7 protein-coding genes and 1 pseudogene are annotated in these 4,941 nt (G+C 66.9%); 4 read left to right on the top strand and 4 right to left on the bottom strand.

Annotated features, from left to right (window positions below; genetic code table 11):
• The coding region (locus T328_RS35825; RefSeq protein ID WP_496500454.1) for a Rossmann-fold NAD(P)-binding domain-containing protein at positions 1–304 on the top strand (304 nt) is incomplete at its 5' end.
• Positions 305–353: 49 nt separating this feature from the next.
• Positions 354–491 (top strand): annotated as a pseudogene (locus T328_RS35830) (TetR/AcrR family transcriptional regulator); the annotation flags it as partial.
• A gap of 115 nt (positions 492–606) precedes the next feature.
• Here T328_RS35830 and T328_RS35835 read toward each other — a convergent pair.
• Both T328_RS35835 and T328_RS35840 read right to left on the bottom strand, forming a co-directional pair.
• Positions 607–1,374 (bottom strand): hypothetical protein, encoded by a 768-nt coding sequence (locus T328_RS35835; protein ID WP_496500455.1) that lies wholly within the window; start codon positions 1,372–1,374, stop codon positions 607–609.
• Positions 1,375–1,386: 12 nt separating this feature from the next.
• Entirely contained in the window at positions 1,387–1,845 is a 459-nt protein-coding gene (locus T328_RS35840) for a hypothetical protein (RefSeq protein WP_496500456.1), read from the bottom strand.
• Between the two features lie 98 nt (positions 1,846–1,943).
• On the opposite strand from T328_RS35840, the gene T328_RS35845 reads away from it, so the two are divergent.
• Positions 1,944–2,888, top strand: a complete 945-nt coding sequence (locus tag T328_RS35845; protein WP_496500457.1) for a C45 family autoproteolytic acyltransferase/hydrolase — start codon at positions 1,944–1,946, stop codon at positions 2,886–2,888.
• Here T328_RS35845 and T328_RS35850 read toward each other — a convergent pair.
• Complete coding sequence (locus T328_RS35850; RefSeq protein WP_496500458.1) at positions 2,879–3,187, bottom strand: hypothetical protein; 309 nt, start codon at positions 3,185–3,187, stop codon at positions 2,879–2,881. The two genes, T328_RS35845 and T328_RS35850, sit on opposite strands and share 10 nt — an antisense overlap.
• A gap of 45 nt (positions 3,188–3,232) precedes the next feature.
• Here T328_RS35850 and T328_RS35855 point away from each other — a divergent pair, with 45 nt between their 5' ends.
• Positions 3,233–3,715, top strand: a complete 483-nt coding sequence (locus T328_RS35855; protein WP_496500459.1) for an NUDIX domain-containing protein — start codon at positions 3,233–3,235, stop codon at positions 3,713–3,715.
• Between the two features lie 311 nt (positions 3,716–4,026).
• On the opposite strand, the gene T328_RS35860 is transcribed toward T328_RS35855, so the two are convergent.
• Entirely contained in the window at positions 4,027–4,533 is a 507-nt protein-coding gene (locus T328_RS35860) for a cupin domain-containing protein (protein WP_496500460.1), read from the bottom strand.
• Positions 4,534–4,941: the final 408 nt, after the last annotated feature.

Below are 4,941 nucleotides of genomic sequence, written 5' to 3' on the forward strand. Positions count from 1 at the left end.
CCTCCTCGTCCAGCCCGGCTACACCAAGACGAGCTTCGACACCAACGCCGCACAGCCCGACACCCCGCTGCCCCTGTACGCGGAGCGACGGCGCGCCTTCGACGAGGTGATGGCGGAGGCGATGAAGAAGGGCGACGACCCAGCCGTCGTCGCCAAAGTGATCGTCACCGCGGCCACCGACAAGAAGCCGAAGCTGCGCTACACCGCCGGCCGGCTGGCCTCACGCGTCGCCATTGCGCGCCGCCTCGTCCCCGCCGGAGCGTTCGACAAGCAGATCCGCAAGAACAACCGCCTGCCCGCCTGATCCTGTCCGGCTTCAATGCGACACACTGACGTGGGAAGAGCGGCATCACGATCCGCCGTCGGTGCGTGTGAAGTCCCTCAGCCTCCTCGGCCTGCTGGTCGGAACGCTGCAGCTCTCCCGCGCCCTGACCGACCCCCAGCTCGCCGACGAACTCCTCGAACAGGGCATCCACAACGCCCTCAACTGAGCCGCCACCCGCGTACCAGGGCGAAACCCTGAGCCACAGGTCGGACTCGCCCGAGCCGTCGACCATGACCCCACGCCTATCCACGAGACCTCGAAGTGTGATGCGTGGGTGAAGTTCATGCTGGGTGGGACTCGCCCTCTTCGTGGTAGGCGTCACCATTTTCCAGGTCGTTCCAGCCGAAGTGGAGGCTGATGCCGCTGGACGAGTCGTGGTGCAGATCGCGACAGATGTAGCTGTCTTCGACCCAGATGGGATCATCGGCCCACGTCACTTCCAGCCGGCCCGAGGCCAGCACAGGTGACTGGAGGGGCGGAGCCAGTTCGGCCACGGTATGCCAATCGAGTTTCACAAGCGGACCGGTGGAAGGGAGATCCTCGTCGCCCTCCCTGATGGCCTCAAGTTGCGCTTCGGCGTCCTCGGTCGCGTCGGATGCCGCGGTGATCTGGTCGTGCAGTGCGAACACCTTGCCCAGGAGCGGCAGTGTGCGGGCGGCCTCCCAGTCGGCGTCTTCGATAACCGTCCCCACGTCTTCCCAGATTTCCTCGGCCCGTTCGTCAGCTTTGTCGCGTTCCTGAAGCTCGATCACGCGGGCCAGTGTCCGGTCCCATCCGGGATTGCCGGTACGCAGGTACGGGCGCACGTCGAACCCGCCGACGATAAAGCCGCGCTGGACGACCCACAGGTGCAGGACGGCTCCGCACAACATCACGTGATAGTCGAGAAACGGCTGGTAGCCGTTGCCTCCGTCTTTCTCGAACATTTCCTTCAGGCTGGCGAGGTCCCCGGCGGCGTACACGTCTCCCAGCGGAGTGCCGCCGGGACCCATCGAGTACTCCAGCAGATAGCAACTCGGCGCGCTGTGCGACTCGAAGGGTGTGGTCATTGCGCTCTTCTCTCACGGGGCCCGGGACAAGAACGGTAACCCCAGCGCGGCCGGCGGGGTGTCGGGTGGGGTGGGGGCGGCGCCGGGGGCGCCGGGCAGGATCTCCACGGCCGGGCGGACCTGGCCGGAGTCGTCGTGCGCGGTGTCGTAGATGCGCAGCACCACCAGATTGCCCCGCGGGTTGGCGGGATCGCCGTCCGCGACCGTCAAAGGCTCGGGCTCCGTGACGACGAGCGGGTAAGCACCCTGGGCGGCGGTGCCTTGGATGAGGGCGCGGCCGACACCCAGGGTGGCGGTCATCGGGCCGGTGGGTTCCAGGGCGAAGGGGTCGCCGCCGCGCAGGACCCCGGGGCCGGTGGTGAGTTCGCCGGCGGGGGTCATGGTGCCGAGGGGGGGCAGGCGGGTGTCGTTGCGGGTCTGGCCTGCGGCGGCGTCGCCGCGGTTGGTCAGCCACGCCGCGCGTACGGCCACGGGTGCGTCCTTTCGTCCTGGATGACGGTCTGGTAATTGATCTGCCGATTTAGGTAAGTTGCGACGACACGGTTCCAGGCGGAGACGGGGGCGAGGTCATGAGCCAGGTGGAGAAGACATTTCGGGCCATCGACGTCGGAGACGGGAGCGACGGCCGCTGGGCCGGTCATCTCCGGTCCTTACGGCCGGAGGCCGACCGCTGGCTGGCCGACGAGGGACGGACCCCGGAGGGAGCCGAGCGGGCACGGCGGCAGTTCGATGAGCACATGCCAGAGCTGGCGCCGCTCTTGGACCGCCTCGCCGGCCAGGTGGACAAGCCGGAGGCCGAGACGCTGTTGACGATGGCCGCTATCCGGCCGTTCTTCTCTGGTTGCACGCAGACGGGCAGCGTCGGTCGACTGCTGCGTAACTACGACTTCCCGCCAGACGAGTGCGAAGGCACCATTGTCCGCTCCCACTTCCTGCGCCCGGTGCTCGGCATGCAGGAGGCCGGCTGGGGGCTGCTGGACGGAATGAACGACGCGGGCCTCGTCGTCTCCCTCACCTACGGCGGGCGCGAGGTCCATGGGCCTGGCTTCGCGATCCCCATCGTCCTGCGCTATCTGCTGGAGACCTGCGAGACGGTATCGGAGGCGGTGGAGCGTCTGCGGCAGATCCCGATCATGATTCCGCAGAACGTCACCCTCGTCGATGCCGAGCAGGCCGTGACCGTGTACGTAGGCCCCGACATCGAGCTGACGAAGGCCCCGGACGCCTGCGCGGCCAACCATCAGCATCTGCCGGTGTCGGACGAGGAGGAGCGGAGCAGCCGGACGCAAGAACGGTTGGCTACGATCCGACAGTCCGGCCCGGACGTGGCGGCGATGCTGCGTGCCCCTCTCTATCAGACGAGGTACGACGACGGCTGGGGCACCCTGTACACGGCGGACTACCAGCCTGGTGAAAAACGGGTGACCTACCACTGGCCGGGCGAGAGCTGGGAGCAGTACTTCGACCGCTTCACCACCGGCACTCGGTCAGTTGTCCTCACGGGTCACCAATAGGCGGAGCGCCACAGCACCGTCAGCGCTCCGAAGGGGTTGAACTCCGCGGCCCGGAAGGTGATCACCGAAGGGCCGGGCGGGAGGCTGAACGCCTGTCCCGGCGCCGAGCGGGCGGTGGCGGTGTAGAGCCGATCCGCGGTGTCGTTCAGGATCTCCCTGGCCGCCACCGACCGACTCGTGGTCGATACGCGCAGCGGGGTCCGCAGCGTGACAGTGCTGCCGTCGGGCAGGTCGATGGTGAAGTCGCCGTATCTGGCCTCGGCGGCACGGCGGATGTCATCCAGGGCGATGCGGGACATGCGGAAAGGGCCTCCGTGTCAGTAGCTGATGCGAGGGTGTGCGACGTGGGCGAATTGGTGGAACGAGTCGACGAGTACGACCGTGTGGTTGGCGTGGTGGAGCGATCCGAGGCGACCCGGCAGGGCTGGCTACATCGCATCGCGGTGACGGTGTGCCGAGACCCCGAGGGGCGGATCTTGGTGATGCGGCGCGCAGCGGGCATCCAGATGCCGGGGCAGGCCACGCTGATGTGCGGTGGTGCGGTCGATCCGGGCGAGTCGTACGAAGTGGCCGCTGCTCGGGAGCTTGAAGAGGAGCTCGGGGTGAGCGCCCTGGTGCGGCACATATTCAAGTACAGGTGTTACACCGCAGTCAGCCCCATCTGGCTGGGTGTCCATGAGGCCGTCGTCACGGGCGCGGTCTCACCGGATAGCCGAGAGATTGCCTGGCACCAGTGGACTCCCGAGGCAGAGGTACGCCGGCTCTTCAACGACGGCCAGTTCAGCGCTCACGTAGAGGACGTGTTCGGGCGGTACCTCCGGTCATGAGCCGGGGGCGGGGGCGAGGTCGATAGCTCCCTCCGAGAGAGAGGGCCGGGGTTCGGGGCGGAGCCCCGCTGCTCTGCGCCCTGCCCGCGGAGTCGATTCGGCCCCGGCTGTGAGCGGCGGCCCGGGGAGCCGGGCCGCGCGGCGAGCGGTAGCGAGCCGCCTTGAAGTCGTAGAGAAGGTTGTTACGCATGAGGCTCACATGCTGGGTGTCTTGTCTCGGTTGATCCTTGACGTTGTGGCCTCACCTGATGCTTGACACCGCTTGCCTGGGCTTGGCTGTGCGCGCCTTTCATCGTGCCGAGTCGGGTCGGCTACTCGCCGAGGAGCTTGAGCCGGTACTTGTCGGTCAGTTCGGCGACCCACTCGTCTGAGAACCCGAGACCGTACTGCTCGCCCAGCTCGGCCCGCCGCTGGACAAACTCGGCAGGATCGGCCGCTGTCTCGGCGACCGTGCCCAGCTCGTCGAAGAACTGCTCGAAGCCTGCGGGAGAGATGATCTCCAGGATCCTTGCGGGTTCCGGTCCTGCGTTCCAAAAGGTATGCAGGATCCCTCGCGGCTTGAGGATGTACGAGCCCGGGCCTGCCGTGGCCTCCTGGTCGCCCACCCGTGCACCGATCCGGCCCTGCAGGACGTATGAGAACTCGTCCTCGCGGCTGTGCACGTGCGGCGGTATGAGACGGCCCGGTTCGATCGGGTGCTCGACGATCGAGAACTGGTTGCCGGTCTCCTCTCCCCAGATCTTGAAGTCGACCCCTAGGCCCGCGAGCCAGATCGACTTGCCCTCGTCCGGTTCGATTACGAAGCGGAGAGCCCTCATAACGGCCTCCCGGTGTCGCTTTCGATAACTTCTGTCATTATATGCTCGACATCCGGGAGGCGCCCAGCAGGTCCACCCCCGATCATTTCACCACCCGCATCGGAGATCGCAACGCCGACCGTCAGCGGGTCAGCGGGATCATGGTCGGCGTTCAAGCGCATCCAGCTCTACTGGGCCTACGCCCGTCAGGTGGTCACCGCACACCCGGCCAACCGCCGTGATCCGGATCAGACCTGATCACGACCATCCCCCGCACTACCGCAAAGGATGTGGTCGTCCCCAAGTCCGGCGGGTACAACCGCCGGAAGATCGTCTAGTGTCCTGAGTCGTGGTTTCGTTGGCGGTTGTAGGGTGGGGTGATGCCTGGTCCGAAGCCGTTGCCGGTGGTGCTGTCCGATGATGAATTCC

The sequence above is a fragment of the Streptomyces sp. CNX435 genome, from assembly GCF_059570575.1.